15 protein-coding genes are annotated in these 20,731 nt (G+C 54.3%); 4 read left to right on the forward strand and 11 right to left on the reverse strand.

Annotation, left to right across the window (positions count from 1 at the left end; genetic code table 11):
* The first annotated feature begins 40 nt into the window (after window positions 1-40).
* Both prs and dauA read left to right on the forward strand, forming a co-directional pair.
* The gene (gene prs, locus HV318_RS04310; RefSeq protein WP_003856663.1) at window positions 41-988 is read left to right on the forward strand and encodes a ribose-phosphate diphosphokinase; all 948 of its coding nucleotides are present in this window, start codon (window positions 41-43) and stop codon (window positions 986-988) included.
* 124 nt (window positions 989-1,112) lie between these two features.
* Complete coding sequence (gene dauA / locus HV318_RS04315; protein ID WP_182271716.1) at window positions 1,113-2,792, forward strand: C4-dicarboxylic acid transporter DauA; 1,680 nt, start codon at window positions 1,113-1,115, stop codon at window positions 2,790-2,792.
* Here the strand turns inward: dauA and HV318_RS04320 are convergent.
* Together HV318_RS04320 and ychH are read right to left on the reverse strand one after the other, a co-directional pair.
* The gene (locus tag HV318_RS04320) at window positions 2,778-3,836 is read right to left on the reverse strand and encodes a MerR family transcriptional regulator (RefSeq protein ID WP_182271717.1); all 1,059 of its coding nucleotides are present in this window, start codon (window positions 3,834-3,836) and stop codon (window positions 2,778-2,780) included. The genes dauA and HV318_RS04320 overlap by 15 nt on opposite strands.
* Before the next feature lie 122 nt (window positions 3,837-3,958).
* Window positions 3,959-4,234, reverse strand: coding sequence for a stress-induced protein YchH (gene ychH, locus HV318_RS04325; protein ID WP_182271718.1), 276 nt, complete (start codon window positions 4,232-4,234; stop codon window positions 3,959-3,961).
* 274 nt (window positions 4,235-4,508) lie between these two features.
* Between ychH and pth the strand changes: the two genes are divergently transcribed.
* Together pth and ychF are read left to right on the forward strand one after the other, a co-directional pair.
* Window positions 4,509-5,093: an aminoacyl-tRNA hydrolase gene (pth, locus tag HV318_RS04330; protein WP_182271719.1), complete on the forward strand. Its 585-nt coding sequence runs from the start codon at window positions 4,509-4,511 to the stop codon at window positions 5,091-5,093.
* A 126-nt stretch (window positions 5,094-5,219) separates the two neighbouring features.
* Window positions 5,220-6,314, forward strand: coding sequence for a redox-regulated ATPase YchF (ychF, locus tag HV318_RS04335; protein WP_182271720.1), 1,095 nt, complete (start codon window positions 5,220-5,222; stop codon window positions 6,312-6,314).
* 131 nt (window positions 6,315-6,445) lie between these two features.
* Here ychF and comJ read toward each other — a convergent pair whose 3' ends face one another.
* The 9 genes from comJ to tssH all read right to left on the reverse strand — a co-directional run bounded on the left by comJ (window position 6,446) and on the right by tssH (window position 20,727).
* A complete protein-coding gene (comJ, locus tag HV318_RS04340; protein WP_182271721.1) occupies window positions 6,446-6,928 on the reverse strand; it encodes a competence protein ComJ in 483 nt (160 codons plus the stop codon).
* Window positions 6,928-11,271, reverse strand: coding sequence for an RHS repeat-associated core domain-containing protein (locus HV318_RS04345; protein WP_249421790.1), 4,344 nt, complete (start codon window positions 11,269-11,271; stop codon window positions 6,928-6,930). Before HV318_RS04345 ends, comJ begins: the two co-directional genes overlap by 1 nt.
* A gap of 3 nt (window positions 11,272-11,274) precedes the next feature.
* Window positions 11,275-11,715, reverse strand: a complete 441-nt coding sequence (locus HV318_RS04350) for a DcrB-related protein (RefSeq protein WP_182271722.1) — start codon at window positions 11,713-11,715, stop codon at window positions 11,275-11,277.
* Window positions 11,716-11,921: 206 nt separating this feature from the next.
* Window positions 11,922-13,847: a type VI secretion system Vgr family protein gene (gene tssI, locus HV318_RS04355; RefSeq protein ID WP_182271723.1), complete on the reverse strand. Its 1,926-nt coding sequence runs from the start codon at window positions 13,845-13,847 to the stop codon at window positions 11,922-11,924.
* 65 nt (window positions 13,848-13,912) lie between these two features.
* Complete coding sequence (locus tag HV318_RS04360; protein WP_182271724.1) at window positions 13,913-14,386, reverse strand: hypothetical protein; 474 nt, start codon at window positions 14,384-14,386, stop codon at window positions 13,913-13,915.
* A complete protein-coding gene (locus HV318_RS04365; protein ID WP_182274528.1) occupies window positions 14,383-15,144 on the reverse strand; it encodes an ankyrin repeat domain-containing protein in 762 nt (253 codons plus the stop codon). Before HV318_RS04365 ends, HV318_RS04360 begins: the two co-directional genes overlap by 4 nt.
* A 2-nt stretch (window positions 15,145-15,146) precedes the next feature.
* Window positions 15,147-16,613, reverse strand: coding sequence for a Tle-like phospholipase domain-containing protein (locus HV318_RS04370; protein WP_182271725.1), 1,467 nt, complete (start codon window positions 16,611-16,613; stop codon window positions 15,147-15,149).
* 37 nt (window positions 16,614-16,650) lie between these two features.
* On the reverse strand, window positions 16,651-18,087 hold the full coding sequence (locus tag HV318_RS04375; protein WP_182271726.1) for a serine/threonine protein kinase: 1,437 nt from the start codon (window positions 18,085-18,087) through the stop codon (window positions 16,651-16,653).
* Window positions 18,088-18,111: 24 nt separating this feature from the next.
* Window positions 18,112-20,727 (reverse strand): type VI secretion system ATPase TssH, encoded by a 2,616-nt coding sequence (tssH, locus tag HV318_RS04380; protein WP_182271727.1) that lies wholly within the window; start codon window positions 20,725-20,727, stop codon window positions 18,112-18,114.
* Window positions 20,728-20,731: the final 4 nt, after the last annotated feature.

Here is a 20,731-nt window from a genome sequence, read left to right on the forward strand (position 1 = left end):
AAGGTTATCCACCACTGGACGCATGCCTGAGGTTCTTCTCGTGCCTGATATGAAGCTTTTTGCTGGTAACGCCACCCCGGAACTAGCACAACGTATTGCCAACCGCCTGTACACTTCCCTCGGCGACGCCGCCGTAGGTCGCTTTAGCGACGGCGAAGTCAGCGTACAAATTAACGAAAATGTACGCGGTGGTGATATTTTCATCATCCAGTCCACCTGTGCTCCAACAAACGACAACCTGATGGAATTGGTTGTTATGGTCGATGCGCTGCGTCGTGCTTCCGCAGGCCGTATCACTGCTGTTATCCCTTACTTTGGCTATGCTCGTCAGGACCGTCGCGTTCGTTCCGCGCGTGTGCCTATCACGGCCAAAGTTGTCGCTGACTTCCTGTCCAGCGTCGGTGTTGACCGCGTTCTGACCGTTGACCTGCACGCAGAGCAGATCCAGGGCTTCTTCGACGTTCCGGTTGATAACGTATTCGGCAGTCCAATCCTGCTGGAAGATATGCTGCAGCTGAACCTGGACAACCCAATTGTGGTTTCTCCGGACATCGGCGGCGTAGTACGTGCACGTGCTATTGCTAAGCTGCTGAACGATACCGACATGGCCATCATCGACAAACGCCGTCCGCGTGCTAACGTTTCTCAGGTGATGCACATCATCGGTGACGTGGCTGGCCGCGACTGCGTGCTGGTTGACGACATGATCGATACCGGCGGTACGCTGTGTAAAGCAGCCGAAGCGCTGAAAGAACGTGGTGCCAAGCGCGTGTTCGCTTACGCGACTCACCCGATCTTCTCCGGCAACGCGGTGAATAATCTCCGTAACTCCGTTATCGACGAAGTGGTAGTGTGCGATACCATCCCGCTGAGTGATGAGATCAAAGCACTGCCAAACGTACGTACGTTAACCCTGTCCGGGATGCTGGCCGAAGCGATTCGTCGTATCAGCAACGAAGAATCCATCTCTGCAATGTTCGAGCACTGATCGAACACGGCCAAAAAACCCGCTGCGGCGGGTTTTTTTGTCTCTGGTATTTATTTGTATGACTAATGCCTCCTTCACCTGCCATTCACATGACAGATGATGCGCACACGGATAATAGATAATTGTGAAAAATATAGCTTCCTCACATGTTCTGCCCTTTCGCGCCCTCATCGACGCTTGCTGGAAAGAGAAATACACCTCGTCACGTTTTGTCCGTGACCTTATTGCCGGGATCACCGTCGGTATTATCGCCATCCCGCTGGCGATGGCACTGGCGATTGGCAGCGGCGTTGCGCCGCAGTACGGCCTGTATACCTCGGCCGTCGCCGGGATTGTGATTGCGCTGACGGGCGGTTCTCGTTTCAGCGTGTCCGGCCCGACGGCCGCCTTTGTGGTGATCCTCTATCCGGTATCCCAGCAATTTGGTCTGGCAGGCCTGCTGGTTGCTACGCTGATGTCCGGCGTCTTTTTAATTTTGTTCGGTCTGGCCCGCTTTGGCCGGTTGATTGAATATATCCCCCTTTCCGTGACGCTGGGGTTCACATCCGGTATTGGTATCACCATCGGGACGATGCAAATCAAAGATTTCCTGGGCCTGCAGATAACCCACGTCCCTGAGCACTACCTGCAAAAAGTCGGGGCGCTGTTTATGGCGCTGCCAACCGCCAACCTGGGCGATGCCGCCATCGGTATTGTTACGCTGGGGACGCTTATCGTCTGGCCCCGTTTAGGCATTCGCCTGCCGGGTCACCTGCCCGCACTTCTGCTGGGCTGCGCGGTGATGGCTATTGTTAATTTACTCGGCGGGCATGTGGCCACCATTGGCTCGCAGTTCCACTATATTCTGGCAGATGGATCACAGGGCAGCGGCATTCCACAGCTGTTGCCGCAGCTGGTTCTGCCGTGGGATATGCCCGGCTCCAGCTTTACGTTGAGCTGGGATTCACTGCGTGCCCTGCTTCCTGCCGCGTTCTCTATGGCGATGCTGGGGGCGATTGAATCCCTGCTCTGCGCCGTGGTACTGGACGGTATGACCGGCACCAAACATAAAGCGAACAGCGAACTGGTCGGCCAGGGTTTAGGTAACCTCATTGCACCGTTCTTCGGTGGCATCACGGCAACGGCGGCGATTGCCCGTTCTGCGGCAAACGTGCGTGCGGGGGCAACGTCCCCCGTGTCAGCGGTGATCCACTCCGTACTGGTGATCCTTGCTCTGCTTATTCTTGCGCCTCTGCTCTCGTGGCTCCCGCTCTCCGCAATGGCGGCTTTGCTGCTGATGGTCGCCTGGAACATGAGTGAAGCGCATAAGGTGGTTAATCTTCTGCGTCGCGCGCCGAAAGACGACATCATCGTGATGCTCATCTGTATGTCGCTGACCGTCCTGTTCGACATGGTTATCGCCATCAGCGTAGGCATCGTGCTGGCATCGCTGCTGTTTATGCGCCGCATTGCAAAGATGACTCGCCTTTCTCCGGTTAACGTTGAGGTGCCGGACGATGTGCTGGTGCTGCGCGTGATAGGCCCGCTGTTCTTTGCTGCTGCCGAAGGTCTGTTTAGCGATCTGGAGTCCCGTATCGCGGGTAAACGCATTGTGGTGCTGAAGTGGGATGCAGTACCGGTGCTGGATGCCGGCGGGCTGGATGCCTTCCAGCGCTTTGTTAAGCGCCTGCCAGAAGGCTGTGAGCTGCGGGTGAGTAACCTGGAGTTTCAGCCGCTGCGCACGATGGCACGCGCGGGTGTGCAGCCGATCCCTGGCCGCCTGACCTTTTATCCGAACCGCGACGCCGCGTTAGCCGACCTGTGATTGGCCTGATGCAGAGAAACGTCTCTGCATCATCACGCCTATCGCCTGCTGTAGCCACCCGAGCACGACAGGCGTCATCCACGTTCCCTTCATCAGATGTGGCTCCTGCTGCATGGCGGTGCGAAATTTCTGCTGTGTTTCAGGGTTCGTTCCCGCATATGACTGGAACAATGCCAGCCAGTTTTTAGCAAGACGTTGCGCTGCATCAGACGTTGGATCCAGATCTTCGCGCTGCGCCTGGTGCAGTTTCGCCACCAGCGGCGGCCACTCCAGCATGCGGTCAAAATAGTGTGCCCGGGTAAAGGCCATCTCCTCCGGTGACAGATAGTTCTGCCAGATGATGAGTTTTGATTCCGCAAACGCCCGCGTAATGTAATCAGTCATCTCCGCGGTGATCCCCGTCTGTTCCCGCATCTGGGGCTCAGCACAGTGCATCTCGTTCAGACGAGTGAGAAATTCCGGCTTGCCTGCCGTATCCTGCTCCAGACGCACCATCCAGCGCGTAGCCAGATCCATCGCTCGCGGGTCAGAAACCTCAACGCTCAGTTCCTGCAGGGTTTTCACCTCCGTAACCAGCCCTGACCAGATGGCCGCCAGCGCATCTTTTTGCACAGCAAATGGCAACTGCTGTAATTCCTCTTTACTAAACCAGCGATCGTACATATTCATTAACTCCAGAGTCTGTAGCCAGGATTCCAGATCGGGAGCCTCACCGGTGGAAAGCCCGGCACGTAAATCAACAAGTCTGTCGAGTAGCGTGTCAATGCTGCGCAACTGCTTTTCCAGCAAGCTGATTTGTGCATCGAGCAATCCGGCTAACGGGAGTGACTCCTGCTCCAGAAAATCCCTGATTTCAGCAAGTTCCAGCCCTGCTTTTGCCAGCGCCTGAATCATAAGCAGACGCTGCACATCCGCCAGATTATAGAGCCGGTAACCTGCCGCACTTCTGGCCGAAGGGAGCAATACCCCTGTTTGCTCGTAGTGATGCAACGTTCGCACGGTGATCCCGGCACGTTTTGCCAGTTCCCCTACCTGAATCAACATAGCTGCTCCTTTTCTTTGCCAGTGATGCAACTCTGGAGCCTTACGTTACGTGAGGGTCAACCCATCATGCAAAAAAAAACGACTCCATCTGGAGCCGTTTCGGTGTTCTTTATGTTAACGCACTAGCTGTGCTTATGCTGGTCACGGCGGCAACGTTTATCAAAGTGGCGCACCCACCAGTATCTGTCACTGACCTGCTCATGGCCGCTCACGCGCGCCCCTGCGAGCCACAATACCGCCCCCACAAAGATGCTCAGTACCGCGCCATGCGCGAAGTATTGTGGAAGGTCAAGCTGCGGCAATTGGTTTAAAATAGAATACCCCACACCGGCTACCATCACGAACAGCCCCAACCCCATCAGCACGTTACCGAGTAACGAAGCGTTTCTGCGTTTCATATGTCACCTCCGGAACTTTGGGTTGTAAGGGGAAAAGCCCCTGTTCCTTGTGTGTAAAGTATAGACAACACTGCTTTTATGAGTTGCGCGAATGATCACAATAATGGGCAACGCTGGAACAAAAGTTTACAAATAAGCAACTGAACAGATTGAAATTCTAATGGTTCAACTCAGTAATTATTCGTATTTTGCCGTTCCGGTTGCAGAATTTTGTCAAGCGGCTCGCCAGACAGTAAACTACGCGCCAGATCTGGAACCCATTAGGAATTGAATCGTGACGATTAAACTGATTGTCGGTCTAGCCAACCCGGGCGCTGAATATGCTGCCACTCGCCATAATGCCGGTGCCTGGTACGTTGACCTGCTGGCCGAACGGTTACGTGCTCCCCTGCGTGAAGAACCGAAATTCTACGGGTATACCTCACGTATCAACCTTGCCGGTGCCGATGTGCGTCTGCTGGTGCCAACCACGTTCATGAACCTGAGCGGTAAAGCCGTTGCGGCAATGGCGACGTTTTATCGCATCAACCCGGATGAAATTCTGGTTGCCCACGATGAGCTTGACCTGCCTCCTGGCGTTGCAAAGTTCAAGCTGGGTGGTGGTCATGGCGGTCACAACGGTCTGAAAGACATCATCAGCAAACTGGGCAATAACCCTAATTTCCACCGTTTGCGCGTAGGAATCGGCCATCCGGGCGATAAAAACAAAGTTGTCGGTTTTGTGCTGGGTAAACCTCCGGTTTCTGAACAGAAATTAATTGACGAGGCGGTAGACGAAGCGACACGTTGCACCGAAATCTGGCTGAAAGAAGGCTTAACCAAAGCAACAAACCGCTTACATGCCTTCAAAGCGCAATAATCCACGCAATACGGCTTTTTTACCGCGCGGCCTGCGGGTTACGTGTATAATGGGCGTAGTTATTTACTTTTCTTCAATCGGTTATCACTAACGGATTGATTATCAAGATATTAAGGTGATTTAGAAATGGGATTCAAATGCGGTATCGTCGGTCTGCCAAACGTTGGCAAATCCACCCTGTTCAACGCGCTCACCAAAGCAGGTATTGAAGCGGCAAACTTCCCGTTCTGTACCATTGAGCCGAACACCGGTGTTGTACCTATGCCCGATCCGCGTCTGGACCAGCTCGCGGAAATCGTTAAGCCGCAGCGCATTCTGCCTACCACAATGGAATTCGTGGATATCGCGGGCCTGGTTAAAGGCGCGTCCAAAGGGGAAGGTCTGGGTAACCAGTTCCTGACCAACATCCGTGAAACCGAAGCTATCGGTCACGTTGTGCGTTGCTTCGAGAACGACAACATTATCCACGTAAACAACAAAGTGGATCCGGCTGACGATATCGACGTAATCAACACCGAACTGGCACTGTCTGACCTGGACACCTGTGAACGCGCTATTCACCGCGTGCAGAAGAAAGCCAAAGGTGGTGACAAAGACGCGAAAGCAGAACTGGCCGCGCTGGAAAAATGTCTGCCGCAGCTGGAAAACGCAGGCATGCTGCGCGCGCTGAAAAACCTGACCGAAGAAGACAAAGCGGCAATCAAATACCTGAGCTTCCTGACCCTGAAGCCAACCATGTACATCGCCAACGTCAACGAAGACGGTTTTGAGAACAACCCGTACCTGGACAAAGTACGTGAAATCGCTGCGGCTGAAGGTTCTGTGGTTGTGGCCGTTTGCGCCGCCGTTGAATCTGATATCGCAGAGCTGGACGACGCTGACCGTGAAGAGTTCATGGCCGAGCTGGGTCTGGAAGAGCCTGGTCTGAACCGCGTGATCCGCGCAGGCTACGAGCTGCTGAACCTGCAGACCTACTTCACCGCAGGTGTAAAAGAAGTGCGCGCATGGACCATCCCTGTTGGCGCAACAGCGCCACAGGCGGCGGGTAAAATCCACACCGACTTCGAGAAAGGCTTCATCCGTGCGCAGACTATCGCGTTTGAAGACTTCATCACCTACAAGGGTGAACAAGGCGCGAAAGAAGCAGGCAAGATGCGTGCGGAAGGGAAAGATTATGTCGTTAAAGATGGCGACATCATGAACTTCCTGTTTAACGTTTGATTTGTTTTGCATGTATGAAAAATCCACGCTTTGGCGTGGATTTTTTCTGCAAGTAGGATAGAAATAAAAAAATCAATCTCTCTAAATAAACTAACTAATTATTAGCAAGTTTAGTTTGGCTAGTATTAAATTTAAAAAACACCTTCTTTGAGATGATGATCTTTAACCCCCCCCCAAGGATCGTCTAACAAAAATTTAGCATCAACAGCACCTTTTGACGGTACAAGGGAGAAATTATAATAAATTTCATCTCCTTCACAAATCTCATAATAAAGTGAATAAATTTCACCGCATAAATCCAAATTTAAATCAAATTTCTCAGTTGCAGAAGCGACTTGCAACTTATGTTTGTCGGTCACAAAAAATGGAACAACAATGCGGCGTTGAGCATTTTCATCTAGTTTGAACACATTCTCTACTTTGATATTGACGTTGGCTCCAAACGCGTCCTCTGGCAACGGATCGAAGATAACATAATCCTTATGAATAACAGCGCCTTGAGAAATATTACCTTGCCCCCACTGACTCAATTTTTCATCATAGTCTCGGGATCGTAACAATATCTGACGATGCGAAATCAGCAGGTCAACTGTTTGTATATTTTTGTCACTCATTATATTACCTCAACTTTTATTCTTGTTCCATCAGGCAGTTCTGATAAAACATTACCAATGCTTGAACCTGCACCACGGTTATCGCTAGGATCGATATATCTCACACTAGCCCCATCACCGCCTTCTTTAAACATCGCCATAGGCCATTCATCGCGATCATAACCTGGCTTAGTTTTGATATTTTTTAGACTCGTTTTCCTATTAGTTTTAGCAGAGCCACGTTGGATTGTCACAACTCTTGCGTGTCCTAATTTAATAGCATCTGAAATGTGACCAAACGTTGCAGGATATTCAGAGCGTTTTAATTTCAGAACATATTCGTAATTTTTTGACTTCGATTTTGTTAAAGTACAACCAGCTAAACCTAGAGGATCGATCCAGGTAAGTGGATTAACAGTATATTTATATAAGTTTATCCCACCCGCCAGCCCAATCGGGTCCTGCTGCGTAAACCGCCCACTGTCGGGGTCATAATACCGGAACAGATTGTAGTGCAGCCCTGTCTCACGATCCAGATATTGCCCCTGCATTCGCAGGTTCTGAGAATATCCTGATAGCTGCGTCTCACTTTCCCGCAGCAGCTTGCCCCATGCGCTGTTCACTCCCTCCCAGCGCACCTGTCCTTCGACATCCGTCATCCGTTCCGGTGTGCCGTTGGGCTGGCAGTGGAACCAGAAGATCTCCGGCGCATCAACGCCATCAATACGCGCCAGAGGATCATAGCTGTCCTGATCGCTGTAGACGTAGGTCAGCGGTACATCATCGTGAACTTCCTGCAGCAGGCGGAACCCTTCCCAGACGAATTGGGTTGTAACCGGCTTACCTGTAGGTTGTCCGCCGAGGATCTGGCGTCGCGTTTTGTTAATACGTCGGCCAAGCGGATCGTAACGGAAGCTGACCACGGTCTGCGGTTTGTTGCGGTCCCGCGGCTGGCTGATGACCTCCGTCAGGCGATGTTCACCGTCATAGCGATACTGCCAGCGCGTCTGGCCGTTATCCTTCTCCACGGTGCGGCCGTGGATGTCGTAGCGCCAGCGAATGCCGTTCAGCTGCGTTACGCGGTTATGGGTGATCTTCTCCCCAATGCCTTCTAACGGGTTACCCGCGGCATCCCAGCGCCACTGTTCCTGCCCGGGAAGCGTGCCATCCTGAACGAGCAACCGCCCGGCGCTGTCGTATTGCCAGCGATACCAGCTGAAGGGGTTATCGTCACGCTCTTCACGCACCAGGTTATTGCGGTAGTCGTAGTCCCAGCGCCGCGACCAGCGTCTTGGCGACGGGCGCTGGGCATTGCCGGTAAAGACATCCCGACGATGCAGGCGGCCAAGTCGGTCATATTCGCTGCGGGTGGTCAGCAGCCCCTGAGTTCGGCTGGTTTCCCGGTGCAGTTCATCGCGGGTAAAGTCGGATACCGACAGTTTATCGAGGGCAATGCCGAGCAGATGCCCGCTGCCGTAGTAAAACTGTTTCAGCTCACGGCCGTCGGGTAGCGTTACCGAGGTGCGGTTGCCGAGGGCATCATACTGCCATGCGAGCTCACCATACTCACCCTGTTCGCGCGTAACACGGCCCAGCGCGTCATACTCGAACGCCAGCTCCTGCTCTGCTTCATTGCTCCATACGCTGGCTGAAAGCGCAGGATGCAGCCCGATCCGGCTCAGTAGCCCTGACGATGTGTAATGATAGCGGGTCAGTCCTTCCGGCGTGGTACGGGCAACAAGCTGGCCGCTTGCGCTCCAGGCGAAGGCGTGGGTGATGGCCTGCGGATGACCGGCAGCGAAGGTACGCGCTACCGTGCGTCCGCAGGCATCATAGCGATACTGCGAAGCCACGCCATCCAGCCCCACCTCTTCCAGCAGCAGCGAGTCTGCCCCCCAACGGAACTGATACGCTTCACCGTTTTCATTTTCCAGCGCCACCAGCCGCCCGCGGTTGTCCCAGCGGCGGCGAACTTCTTCACCCTGCGTATTGCGTGTGGCGGTTAACCGACCGGCAGCATCATATCTGAATACACTCTCTTTACCGTCGGCCCCCTGGTGCTGAACCGGGAGGCCGCGTTCGTTCCACGTCAATGATTCTGACCAGCCCTCCGGGCGCTCAAGCTGTACCGGACGCCCGGCAGCGTCGTAGCGATAACGCGTCTCTTCGCCATCAGCGCCAGTTTCAGCCGTCAGCCAGCCCAGCGGATGATAGCGGTAGCGGGTGATGCGTCCTGAACAGTCTGTCGCGCGTACAACCTGTCCTGCCTCATTGTATTCCTGATAACGACTGTTTCCGGCAGCATCAACCTCCTCAACGACCTGACCAAACTCATCCCGGCGCAACTGCGTGGTCTGCCCCAGCGGGTCGACCACGCGCTTTAAGCCGTGATGTTCGTCATACCAAAAACGGGTGGCGCTGCCATCCGCTTCAATGATGGCCGCAGGCAACGCGCGATGCTCCAGCCAGGTTGTCGTACGGGCATTGCCTTCGGCGTCGATCTCCTGTACCCGATTACCCATCTCGTCATAGACGAACGTGACGGCATTCCCGAGCGGATCGATGCGGCGCGTGAGGAGCTCATTTTCGTCCCACTCGTAGCGCCAGTTTTCACCGCGTTCATCAACGTAGCAGACGATCAGACTCTGCGCATTCCAGTAGTGCAGTCGCGTCTGACCATCGTAGTGTTCGACTGTCGTCAGCCCGGCGTCTAAATCGTAAGTAAAGCGGCAACCATCGCCCGTGCTGGTACGGTTTTCCACCACCCGCCAGTGATCAAATTTTTGCCAGCGATATTCGCTTTCCAGCCCACCCGGTAAACGATGCCAGACCATCAACCCCTTGTCGTTATAGCGATACTCGCGGGTTATCACGCCAGAGGCATCTGTCGCGCTCGCCAGTTGACCGCGCGCATCATAGCGCCACTGCATTAATGGCCAACTGCGGCTGCCGTCAAATTGGCTGGCTGACGTCACACGCTGCGGGAAGCGTTCATCTTCATAGCGCAGCGTCAGGTCTATCGTCCTCGGTTCGTCGTGAAGATTGACCAGCCTGCCGTATTCGTCCCACTCCGTCAGCAGTGCGTTGCCATACTCATCGCTGAGGGAAGCCAGACGCAGCACGGAAGGGTTAGCACGAGTAGGTTTGTACAGACGCCACACCGCGCCGTCGTCATCGGCAATCGCTACATCGCCGCTGTCGTTACGGCGGATAATGATACCTTCGCTGATACTGTAAAACGCGCGATCGACTGGCGGCAGCTCAAAGCTCAGTTCGCGTCCGGTTTCATCGAACCAGGTCGCGTTGTTCTCTTCCAGGGTGAGATAACTATCAAAGGTGGTCGCCCAGCCTAAACCAAACAGCCCTTCACGCGTGGTCAGGCTGTTATAACTGCGCTGCCAGCGAAGTGGGAAGCGCCCCGGCAGTGAGAAATCGAGTTCATCGTCATCATTCAGCACCTTCACGCCGGTCGCGGCATGCACCGGGTGCGAGGAACCAAATACAGCATTGACGGCCATATCGGCCAACATGCCGCCCCCCGCGGCAGCCAGCGCACAGGGCATATTCTTTAATATTTTGCCTGGTCGCCCACGCAGCAAAGAGAGTGCAATCATCCCCAGCGCAAGACCAGGCGTCTTACCGCTTTTGATATCGCGAACCGTCAGCGTCTCACCACCGATGATCACATTCGGGGAAACATCGTCAGAAACGGTTGCTTCACAGGTGGTACGGTCTTTCGCACGCACTGCAGGCTGGCCGTTAATAAAGACGCTCTTAGAACCTTCCGCCAGATATTGCGGTCCGGAGTGCTTTTCGCACGCCACCTTATCCTGCTCCAGCGGTGAAGTACCCGATGCCGCAGAGGCTACGCTCGGCTGCCACATTTCGCTACCAAACTGCCCGGCGGCGGAGAGCAACATGCCCGCGTAATCGGCAAAACTGCCTGGAGACTGCGGCTCAGGTGACGGGGTATCGGCAGGCGTCAGCGTCCCGGCCGCACGTGCGGCAGGAAGCGTGTTGGTCAGCACGTTGTCGGAACCCGAGGTAATTTTACCCGCGGGTGATGGAGGGAAAAGCGCATTGCCTAAACCTTCAGCCGCGTTGCTGATGTCATCCGTTATTCCCGCCACATTTGCCAGCACGCCACCGATAATCCCACTCAACAGACAGCTGGATCCAATCGCCGCAACGCTTGCAGCAGCGGCTCCTGCCCCCAGCAACGGCGCGGCCACGGTGGCCGCTGCACCAACGGCCGCACCGATCACCGCATAGGCGGCACCTTCTGCCACAATGCTGGTGATATCCGCAAAAATGCTGGAGTGAATAATCTCGTCGCCCTGACGGGCCGCGTTGTTATCGCTCATGCCTTACACATTCCGGTTGTCGTTTAGCGTCAAACTTTGCTTAAGCGCGCTCCAGCGCACCCCGTCTTCTTCGGTAAATGCCCGTAGCGCAGAGAGGGTAAATATCATTAATACCGGTTTGCCTGGCGTTTGTACGGCAAGTTGTTTTTGCCACAGGCGCTGGCCGTTACGGTCGAAGGCGGTCTCCACTTCTATGCCGTCAATGTTGCTTTTCGGCCCTGCATTTACGCGGTGGAATTCGCTTTGGGTAATTTCGCCCATCTGAGGTCGCAATAAATCCCACTGGCGGTGAAACTCTTTCTCATAGTCGCTGCCATCCGGGATAGCACCGCGACTGACGACGACGGATAAGCCGCTTTCGTCATCACGAATAATGTTCATGCTGTTATCCTGCCAGGCAGCAGGGAACAGGGAAAAGGAACCTTCCTGGAGGGTGTATTTCATAAGTGAACTCGGGATGATTAATATTGTGAGAAACAAAAGAGGCCAATCCATGCTGGCCTTTTGGCTGGCGAAATGTTTATTTAGACCACTGACCGGACTGTTCTATACGCTGAGCCAATTATTTTACCTGTGGGGCCGTGCAACGTTTTCCCTTTAATGGGATCGTACTGCTATCACTTTTGCGTACGCAGGATAAATTCATCGGGCTATTCACCCTCTCCCGATGAGAATTTCGCCTGCACCGCAGCATCAATATCTCCTTTATGCCCCGCTCCCGGTGCCGTCGTGCCGGGCTGGGTGCCAGAGGTATTCAGGTGTAGCTTGCCGCCCGTGGTGATATGACCATCCCCCTCAACAAAGAAGTTAAACTCTTTTCCAATCAGGTTAATTTTGCCGTTAGCATTAAGTTCAATCGCGCTTTCCCCCGAGACCAGCCGCAGTTTCGTGCCAGAGGCAAGCACATATTGTTCGACCGCCGCATCCAGCTTGCCTTTGCCGGTAAGGATCTCAGTACCGCCTTTCACGGCCTGGATCTGATTTGCTTCCACGCGGTGCAGCTCATTTTTCTTCACATAATGACTGCGCTCGCCGCCGACGCTGTGCGTTTCATCATTTTTAACGCTGGTATCCATATTGCGTTCAGCCTGGATCCACACCTGCTCCGCGCCCGCCTTGTCCTCAAAGCGCAGGGCGTTGGCGTTGTCGACAGAACCATCTTTCGTGCGGCTCATAAAGCCCATCTGTGTGGCCGCTGCAGGCAGCGCCCACGGCGGCATGCTTGCTTCGTTGTACACGCGGCCTGTGATGATTGGTCTATCCGGGTCGCCGTTGATAAAGTCCACGACCACTTCATCGCCGACACGCGGGATCTGCACACCACCATAACCCTGGCCCGCCCAGGCGCTGGAAACACGTACCCAACAGGAACTGGTATCATCGCCCTTCGCCAGACGGTCCCAGTGAAATTTCACCTTCACGCGGCCATATTTGTCCGTCCAGATGCTTTCCCCCTGCGGCCCGACGACTTTCGCGGTCTGTGGGCCGTAGGTGCGTGGCCATGCCGTGGACTGTGCCGGACGGAACGATACAGACGACGGGATAACGCTGAAGTCGGTACGGTGAATAGTTTCACCCTCGCCGCTCGCATAGCGGTTCTCTTCGAAGTGATACCCGGCCGCCGTGATCAGGTAATCGCCGTTGTCGCTGAAGAACGGCGCGTTGGTTAATGTGAATGTATGCCCTGGCGCAATCCCCGCCGCCGTCGCCGTGGCCTGAATTTGCTGATGCTCAACCTGCCAGCGCTCCTGGCGGATACGGGCGTAGAACTCCGCATGTCCCTGCTCAACAAAGCGCCCCGGCCAGTCGTACACATCAATACTGCCCGGTTTCGGCGACGCCGGGTTCTGCTGCGCCTGGAACAGCCACGCGTTTGGCTTGCGGAAGTCATAGTCATCAAGGCTGTAAATCCCCGGCGTGACGCTGTCCTCCAGCGCCCACTGGCCGATACCTTCTTCGTCGGTACTGCCGCCTGACGGCGTCTGGTGATAAGGGATCACCTCGTAGCCGCTGAACGGCTGATGCTGCGTGGCGGCATCGGTCAGGACCAGGGTGTGTTTGTCGGCTTCATGGCTGAAGTGCCAGGCAATCCCTTCCAGCTCCATCAGACGGCTGATAAAGTCCAGGCTCGACTCCTGATACTGCACGCAGTAGTCCCACACCCGGTAGCTGCCGGTGAGCTTGTCTTCCATGTTGACCTGATGCTCACCCAGCATGGTTTTCACAATCTGCGGCACCGTCTGCCCCTGGAAGATACGCAGGTTACGGTCGCGCTTCATCGGCCACAGATCCGGCTCCACCGTCAGCTGATACACCGCGTAACGGGTTCCGGTCAGCTCAATAGCGCTGACGGCCACGCGCGTGATCTTCCCGTTGATATAGCGGGAGGTGAGCAGGTTTTGTGTCGGGATGGTTACCGTGACCGGCTGACCCAGCAGTTTGCTGCGGTCAATGCGCGCATCCGTGCCAAGCAGCGTCAGCGTCAGGGCGAACGACTCGGACATCGCCTCGCGGCCGGAGAGTTTCCAGAAAAGTAGCCCCTCGGCCGGGAGCTGAACGGTAATTCGGTTGAGCATAATCGTTATTCCATATGGCTTATGCGATGTAGATAATTACGGCAATAAACGTACGATGATAATAACTATTCTGAGTCAGACTTGATATTCGCGGCAGAATATTTTTTCATTACAAATATGAGCGAACCAATTTTTACTATTTCAGAAAAAACGAACAGCGTGATATTGAGAGGGATAACACTAATTCCCAGACCGACTATAATCATCGGGAACAAGGTCACCGAACAACTCATGGTGAGCAGGCGCAGTACTTCCTGCGCCAGAGCAAACCGGACGGCATATCGGTGCGTTGTGAAAAAAAACCAGGCAGAAAAGCATAATGAAACCGGCCACAGAAGGTAAACGAGGTAAAAAAGCCCCGTCAATAAACCGTTTACCCCTCCTGCTATCAGCATAAAGATGATGACACCAAAATTCCCGCCAGTAGAATCCCACCATGACTGAAGCAAGTGGTATGGGCCAATTAAATAAAATACAATACCAATGACATCCATGACGCCCCAGAAATAGAATATTTTATTTTTCGCGGTTATATTCATTCAATCCCTCTTTTGACCGCCTCTGGTGGCCACTTCCCGCCATGTTTAATTACTGCATTTTTTATTTTTGTTAACAACTCATACTCATCGCTACTTTTCCCAGGTGAATTTAACATCCTTTGTAATTGATTCACCATCGTCCAGCCATTATCGGCCCTAATCTCCGGGTTGGCCCCGCGTTCTAACAGAAGAAAGACATGATCATATGAATGATAGTCAAACGCTTCGAATAATAATGTGCTACCCAGCGAGTTAACTGTATTTACGTTTGCGCCATAATCGAGCATCACTTTTAATGTTTCAGTGTTTTTGGCTTTTATCGACTGAAAAATAATTGGCTTATCAAATGTTTTATCTTTTGCATCTGGAGATAGCCCTCCATCAAGAAGGGCTTTAATCCATACGCCACTATCGGCGTTCAGCACAAATTCAGCAGGACTATATTTACCGTTAGAACGAGGTTGAAGTGGATCGGCTCCTGCCTTAACCAGGGTGGTTACAATATTTAGCTGTTCCGCAGTTTTCTTTTCATTCATGGCATTGCCTAACGCCCAAAAGAGTAGCGTCATTTCATGTTTACCGGGTTTATTAAGATCCGTATGTGTTACAAGTTTTTGGACTGACTGTTCATCGCCTTTTGCAATTACCTCCGCCAGCACAAGTTGCTGCCCGGAAAAATAATCTTTCGGATTTAATTCCATATTTTGCTTACACCCCAGAATCAAGAATGGTACACATAGCGCTACTGCTAATAGCATTTTCACAAGCGGCCCCCGATGATTGAAATATCCTCATTCTTTTGCTTCTCAATACAATCAATTGCCTGGTTGATACCATGGCGATCAAGTTCGTTTCCAGTACCGCCAGGAAGATCATGCGCTATCCCCGCGGCATTAGGGCTTAAAGCCGATATTTCTTCTTTAAGAAGTAACGCCGGGGTGTATCCTTTCACAGTTTTATAATCTTCCCAAAGATTTACTTCCTGAACTTTGGTGAGCAGTTCACCCTCAACCCGATAAGCCTGAATGTTATCCGCGCTTCCAAGTATGGTCCCACCATATTTTGCTACGGTACTGCTGTTTAACCCAGCGGCATTAAAAGTCCATCCTGCTTTACCGCTGGCCATAGATGTTGCAGATGCGAGCCCCCCTCCCAGTGAGTGCCCAGCCACATCGATATTTTGCGTTGTCATGGACAATTTTTTCCCCAAACCTACGGCGTTTCGATAATAGGGGGAATCACCACCTACAGCCTGCATAAAGTTATTCGCCCAGTCAGCTCCATTTTTAACAGAAGGTAAATCAGTTTTATTCCAAATCGCGGAAGCATATTCACTTAAAGAAGGAATTCCCGGTTCTCTTGAACCTCTAAACACTAACGTTGGATTAATATCACTTCCAAACACATTTGGGTCAGGCTGATAAACGCGAGCCAGGAAATCAGGCGCATCGGCGCGATCAAAAAGCATCTCTTTTTCCAGGCCAAACTTCTTCAGCGCCCCCGCATCATTACTAATATCCTTCCACCCCTCCGGCACGCCCGGCGTCGTTTCCAGCGGGTTTACGGTCTTATAAACATTTTCAGCAAGCTTTGCCTTCTCCACCGCAATATTATTCGCCGCTAATCGTTTAGCCGCGATCTGCGCATCCGGGTAGAGGCTATTACTGCCCTTCGCAATCAAATCTTTACGTGCCTGCCAGCGTTCGGCTTTGGTCATATTCTGAAGCTGAGAGGCATAGGTTTTGCCCTCTTTTCCCGGCGTCGGCTGGTCGGGTACCTGCGCCGCTTTGGATTTCACCACCTGTGCTGGCAACTCCGTTGGTGCAGGACGGGAACCATAGGTTCGCACCATCGTTTCGTAACGATCGACAATAGTGCTTACCGGGTACCAGCCCAGTCCGGTGAGCGAGGCGGCCTGCAACCGCCCTTTTGTATTGATATAAAAGATTTCCGTTACCGATGACCAGTTGCGAAAACTCTCGTCAATCGCAACGATCCTGCCCATATCGAGATCCTGCACAATCAACTTGCGCGTATCGCGCCCTGACTGATAAGGATTCGCGCCGGTAATGGAATGAAGTAAATCGTAGCGCGTGAACAGCGAGCGTAGTGAATTGTCCGGTACCGACATAACCCACTGCCCGGCAACGGACGGGCGCATGATCTTCGCAAATAACGCTGGCGAGACATTCTCGCTAAACAGATAGACAAATTTGATGTTGTACATTCGCTCCGTCCTTGTTACCAGTCCCTGTTCGCCTTATTTACGGGTTCACCAGCCAGGTTCCCGGCTTCGCAATATCCAGAGTCTGGGTACGCGCCTTGCCGCTTCCCTCCAGCTCAATTTTAAACTCGCCCGCTGGCAGCTTAAGCGACGCGTAGCCATTGGTTGCCGGACGCAGCGCTTTTGGCTCATCGTTCACCTTCAGCGTCTCGCCGTCGAGCATACGGATATAAACCAGCGCTATCGGGCTTGCTTCAACCGGCGGAGGGCTTTGTTCCACCGTGGCAGACGGTGTAGCCTGCTCGCTCGCCTGAGCGACTTGCGGTTTCGTTTCCGGCGTTTGCACGGCAGCTTCAGCCGGGCGAGTCTCTGCAGGTGTCTGCGCCGTCTGGTCTGGCACATCGTGCCCGCCACCGCCAAACAATACTGCCCCCGTCACAACCCCAACCAGCACGCCTGCGGCAATCATCGCCGGGATTTTGTAGCGTCGCCAGTCCAGCGCTGAAGCAGGTACCTCGTCTTCCACCGGCACCAGCATCGTGCCCGGCTTTTTGGCCGTCAACACATCGTCAATGCCTGCAACAGGCATCTCAATCAGGGCAGCGAACTCATCAATAGACTGTGGTCGGTCTTCCATATGCAGCGCCAGCGCACGGTCGATGGCCTGCAACAACGGGATGGAATACCCCTGCGGCATCAGTTCCACCAGCGGTTTACAGGTGTCCTGAATCGAGCGTACCACGCTGACCGGTGGCGGAGAGCCCACAATCAGAGTACGCAACACGGCACCGAGGGCGTAAATGTCCGTCCACGGTCCCTGCTCGCTTTCGTTGTCGTCGGTGTATTGCTCGATGGGGGCAAAGCCCGGGCGCAGCATGGTCTCTGTCTCGTCTGAGAGATTACCGATGGTGCGACGCGCCGAGCCAAAATCAAGTAGCACCGGCAGGCCGTTGTCCTGGATTTGAATGTTATCCAGAGAGATATCGCGGTGCAGATAGCCTTCGTCGTGGATCGTCTTAATCGCGCCAAACAGCATTGGCAGCATGCGACGGATCCACGTCTCGTTAATCAATTCCGGCTTCTCTTCGCGCAGACGTGAAAGCGTGGTGCCGCTGTAGAACAGCGTGCCCATGTAAGCCGTATCGTTTTGCACCCAGAAACGCAGCACGTGCAACAGGTTCGGATGGTTGAAACGCGCCAGCAGACGCGCCTCCTGAATGAAGCTGTTCAGGCCAGCGGAAAATGCTTTGCCGAAGCGCTCGCTGCGCAACACCAGCGTCATATCATCGCCACGCACGGCAAGCGAAGAAGGCATAAACTCTTTGATAGCGATCGTGCGTTCGAGCTGGTGATCCCAGGCGCGGTAGACGATGCCAAATCCACCGCCGCCAATCACCTCTTTGATTTCAAACTCATTGAAGCGATACCCGACCGGGAGCGCGTTTGGGACAGTCCGATTGTTATCATTATCCGTCATCTTTTACAGTTCTCTTGATGATTATTACGCGGCAAACTGACAGTGAAACTCGCCCTGCTCGCAGGTGATATGCAGACGTCGGTACTGCTCGTCACTGCGGCTGGCGGTAAGTAAAATCTGGCTCATCTGAGGCAGCAGGGTGTTCGTCAGGATCGCATCCACCATACGACCACCTGATTCCACCTCGGTGCAGCGCTGAACAATCTGTTCCACCACGCTGTCGTCAAACTCCGAAATAATGTTGTGATTCTCTTCCAGGCGACGCTGAATGCGTTTGAGCTGCAGGCGAACAATCTGCCCCAGCATCTCGTCACTCAGCGGATAATACGGCACCACCAGCAAACGCCCCAGCAGCGCAGGCGGGAACACCTGAAGCAGCGGCTGACGCAGTGCACCGCTCAGCGCGTCCGGCTCGGGGACCAGCGCCGGATCGGCACACATGGCGCTGATAAGCTCGGTGCCGACGTTGGAGGTCAGAATAATAATGGTGTTGCGGAAATCAATGTGACGTCCTTCGCCATCCTCCATCCAGCCCTTGTCGAAAACCTGGAAGAAAATTTCATGTACATCAGGGTGCGCTTTTTCAATTTCGTCCAGCAGCACCACGCTGTAAGGACGGCGGCGCACGGCCTCGGTTAACACGCCACCTTCACCATAACCTACGTATCCCGGAGGCGCACCTTTTAAGGTGGAGACGGTATGCGCTTCCTGGAATTCACTCATATTGATGGTGATGACGTTCTGCTCGCCGCCGTAAAGTGACTCCGCCAGCGCCAGCGCGGTTTCTGTTTTCCCGACGCCAGACGGTCCGCACAGCATAAACACACCAACCGGCTTGTTGGGATCGTCAAGCTTCGCCCGCGAGGTTTTCACCCGACGGGCAATCAGATCCAGGCCATGGCGCTGCCCGATAACCCGCTGATTCAGCGTATCGGCCAGGTTCAGCACCGCGTCGATCTCGTTTTTCACCATCCGCCCCAGCGGAATACCCGTCCAGTCAGAAACAACGGCGGCCACCACATTTTCATCTACCGCCGCGAACAGCAGCGGTTCGTCGCCCTGAACGGTATTCAGCGCTTGCTGCAGCCCGGCAAGCTGGCTGCGCAGTTCGGTTGTGTCATCGTCACCCGCGTCAAACAGCGCGGCGCGCAGACGGATGATTTCGCCGACCAGGCTACGTTCCTCTTCCCAGCGTCGGGCCAGGGCATCGCGCGTCGCTTCATACGCGCTGCGCTCAGCGGTTAACGCGGCCACGCGCTGTGGCTCACCTGCCCCCACGCGCGCTTCGCGTCCGGCAATCTCGATTTCAACATCAAGGGCGGCAAGGTGACGCAGGCAATCTTCCAGCTGTGCGGGTGGCGCGCTCTGGCTGACTGCCACACGGGCGCAGGCGGTATCCAGCAGGGCAACGGCTTTATCCGGCAACTGACGTGCCGGAATGTAGCGATGCGAAAGCTTCACCGCAGCGCTAACCGCTTCATCGAGCAGTAATACCTGATGGTGTGTCTCCAGCGGCGACACGGTACTGCGCAGCATCAGAACGGCTTTGACCTCGTCCGGCTCGTGCACCTGCACCGTCTGGAAGCGGCGGGTCAGCGCCGGATCTTTTTCAATGTACTTTTTGTATTCGGCCCAGGTCGTGGCACCAATGGTGCGCAGCTGTCCGCGCGCCAGGGCAGGCTTCAGCAGGTTAGCGGCGTCGCCGGTTCCCTGCTGGCCACCCGCACCGATCAGGGTGTGGATTTCATCAATAAACAGAATGATCGGCGTGGCGCTGGATTGCACTTCATTGATTAAGGCCTGGAGACGGGCTTCAAACTCGCCTTTCATCCCCGCACCAGCCTGCAACATGCCAATATCCAGTGACCACAGCTGAATATTCTGGAGCGACTCAGGCACATCACCTTCGGCGATACGCAGCGCCAGCCCTTCCACCACCGCCGTTTTCCCTACCCCGGCTTCCCCGGTCAGCAATGGGTTGTTCTGGCGGCGGCGCATCAGAATATCGACCATCTGGCGGATCTCTTCATCACGTCCGACAACCGGGTCGATCTTACCTTCACGGGCGCGAGCCGTCAGATCCTGACCATACTGGGCCAGCGTCCCCTGCGCGGCCGGTACCGTTCCTGCAGGTGCATCGACGGCAGCGGCAGCCTGCTGCGTCTCTTTGCTGTTGGCACAAATCGTCTCAAACTGCTCAATCAGCACCTCAACGTTCAGACGGGTGAACTGCGCGGAGATGCTTTTCAGTACGTTGGCCAGATTCCAGGTTTTGAGAATACCGATCAGCAAATGCCCACCGCGAATGCGGCTGACGCCAAACTTCAGGGAACCATAGACCCAGGCGCGCTCCACGGCGCTGTCGATATGTTCGGAAAGATCAGAGACTGAACTGGCTCCCCGCGGCAGCGCATCCAGCGCCGCAATGATATCCCGCGTCAGTTGCTGTTCATCGAGAGCAAAGTGGCGTATCACCTGCTGCAGATCGCCATCCTGCTGCTGCATCAGCTGGTGCAGCCAGTGCACCAGCTCAACATACGGGTTGCCCCGCAGCTTACAGAATGCAGTGGCGCTTTCCAGAGAGGTAAATAACAGCGTATCCAGTTTGCCGAAAAGCACGGCACGGCTTATTTCTGACATGTTC

The organism is Enterobacter sp. RHBSTW-00901, assembly GCF_014103115.1.
GTDB lineage: Bacteria > Pseudomonadota > Gammaproteobacteria > Enterobacterales > Enterobacteriaceae > Enterobacter > Enterobacter cloacae_P.

Bases quoted from the DNA above. Each gene is read 5' to 3' on its own strand.
- HV318_RS04320 (WP_182271717.1), bottom strand. From the start codon at position 3,836: ATGTTGATTCAGGTAGGGGAACTGGCAAAACGTGCCGGGATCACCGTG.
- ychH (WP_182271718.1), bottom strand. From the start codon at position 4,234: ATGAAACGCAGAAACGCTTCGTTACTCGGTAACGTGCTGATGGGGTTG.
- ychF (WP_182271720.1), top strand. From the start codon at position 5,220: ATGGGATTCAAATGCGGTATCGTCGGTCTGCCAAACGTTGGCAAATCC.
- comJ (WP_182271721.1), bottom strand. From the start codon at position 6,928: ATGAGTGACAAAAATATACAAACAGTTGACCTGCTGATTTCGCATCGT.
- HV318_RS04345 (WP_249421790.1), bottom strand. From the start codon at position 11,271: ATGAGCGATAACAACGCGGCCCGTCAGGGCGACGAGATTATTCACTCC.
- HV318_RS04350 (WP_182271722.1), bottom strand. From the start codon at position 11,715: ATGAAATACACCCTCCAGGAAGGTTCCTTTTCCCTGTTCCCTGCTGCC.
- tssI (WP_182271723.1), bottom strand. From the start codon at position 13,847: ATGCTCAACCGAATTACCGTTCAGCTCCCGGCCGAGGGGCTACTTTTC.
- HV318_RS04360 (WP_182271724.1), bottom strand. From the start codon at position 14,386: ATGAATATAACCGCGAAAAATAAAATATTCTATTTCTGGGGCGTCATG.
- HV318_RS04365 (WP_182274528.1), bottom strand. From the start codon at position 15,144: ATGCTATTAGCAGTAGCGCTATGTGTACCATTCTTGATTCTGGGGTGT.
- HV318_RS04370 (WP_182271725.1), bottom strand. From the start codon at position 16,613: ATGTACAACATCAAATTTGTCTATCTGTTTAGCGAGAATGTCTCGCCA.
- HV318_RS04375 (WP_182271726.1), bottom strand. From the start codon at position 18,087: ATGACGGATAATGATAACAATCGGACTGTCCCAAACGCGCTCCCGGTC.
- tssH (WP_182271727.1), bottom strand. From the start codon at position 20,727: ATGTCAGAAATAAGCCGTGCCGTGCTTTTCGGCAAACTGGATACGCTG.